The following is a 1,520-nucleotide window of genomic DNA, read 5'->3' on the forward strand; positions in this document are numbered from 1 at the left end:
CGCGCGTGCGCACCAATGCGGAATGTGACGGCGCGCTCCTCGAGGAGATCGCCGCGCCGGAGAAGCAGGGCCTTTCTCTGTTGCGCGACGCCGCCAATGCGCTGTCGCTCAGCGCGCGGGGCTATCACCGGACGCTGCGTGTCGCGCGGACGCTCGCCGACCTCGACGGAGAGAGCAAGGTCGCGCGCATCCATATCGCCGAGGCCCTGAGCTATCGCGGCGAAACCTTGCGCCGGGCCCGGGCGGCGGCGTGAGCGGGGCCCGCCGCTAAAGGTTTTTCAAGCTTTCTCTGGTTCTCTTGGCGCCAATGAAACCGGCGGGCTCAAAGCCCGGCGATAACAATCGGCGTCAAACAGTGCAGCGTATGATCCGGCAGAGCTTCGGCGCTGACTGCGCCGGTGGGATGGGCGTGCGAGTGGCCTTCGGGCTGTTCGCCCTGGCGCTCATCGCGCTTTCTTTTGTGCTTCTCGGCACCACCACCACGCTCGCCCTCTTGCCCTTGGTGCTCGGCGTTACGTTGCTGGTCCTGGTCGCCAACCGCAAATCCGACGCGGGCGAAGCGCGGCTGGAGGCGATGGCCACCAGGCTCGACTCTAGCCTTGAATCCCTGAAAGACCTGCAATGGGAAGTGCGCGAGCGCGAAGCGCGCTATCGCGATCTGCTCGATCATCAAGGCGACGTGATCTCGCGGCGCGACGCGGACGGTCGCCTTTCCTTCGTCAACGATGCCTTCTGCCGGACCTTCGGGCTCGCGCGCGAGACGGCGCTCGGACAGCCTTTCCAGCTTCCCGTGCTCAACAGCGACGGCAAGGACGATGCGCCACCGGACAACGATGAGCGCACCAGCCGGGTGGTCGAGCTCTCGACGACGGCCGGGCCGCGCTGGTTCGTGTGGGAGGATTTTCCCGTGGCCGGCGAAGACGGCGGCGTGCGCGAGGTGCAAAGCGTCGGCCGCGACATCACCGAGCAGCGCGCGGCGGAGATGGCCCTGGCCCAGGCCCGCGATCACGCGATGACCGCAAGCCACGCGAAGTCGCGTTTCCTCGCTTCGATGAGCCACGAAATTCGCACGCCGATGAACGGCATTCTCGGCATGACCGGGCTTCTGCTGGACACGCAACTCTCGCCGGAGCAGCGCACCTACGCGCGCGCGATCTCCACCTCGGCGACCACGCTGCTCTCCCTGATCGACGAGGTGCTCGACTTCTCCAAGATCGAAGCGGGCAAGATCGAGCTGCGCGCCGCGCCATTCGAGATCGCCGACGCCGCGCAAGGCGTCATCGAGCTCTTGGCACCGCGCGGCCGCGACAAGGGGCTCGAGATCGGCTGGTTCGCCGCCCCCGACCTACCCAAGACGGTGATCGGCGATGAGATGCGCGTGCGCCAGATCCTGATGAATCTCGTGGGCAACGCCATCAAGTTCACCGATCAGGGCGGCGTGGCCTTGACGATCGTACCGGCTCCGGCATCGGCGAAGGACGGCGGGGCGGTCGTGCGCTTCGCGGTGCGCGACACGGGCC

Annotated in this window: 2 protein-coding genes; both read left to right on the plus strand. The window is 67.2% G+C overall.

Translation table 11 applies throughout. From position 1 onward, the window contains the following. Positions 1–254: magnesium chelatase subunit ChlI family protein (locus AUC71_RS13265; RefSeq protein WP_141701697.1), on the plus strand; the 254-nt coding region annotated here is incomplete at its 5' end. A 110-nt stretch (positions 255–364) separates the two neighbouring features. Next, a partial coding sequence (locus tag AUC71_RS13270; RefSeq protein ID WP_244500959.1) for a PAS domain-containing protein occupies positions 365–1,520 on the plus strand: 1,156 nt, incomplete at its 3' end.

This window comes from Methyloceanibacter marginalis, from assembly GCF_001723295.1.
In the GTDB taxonomy this organism is placed as follows: Bacteria; Pseudomonadota; Alphaproteobacteria; order Rhizobiales; family Methyloligellaceae; genus Methyloceanibacter; species Methyloceanibacter marginalis.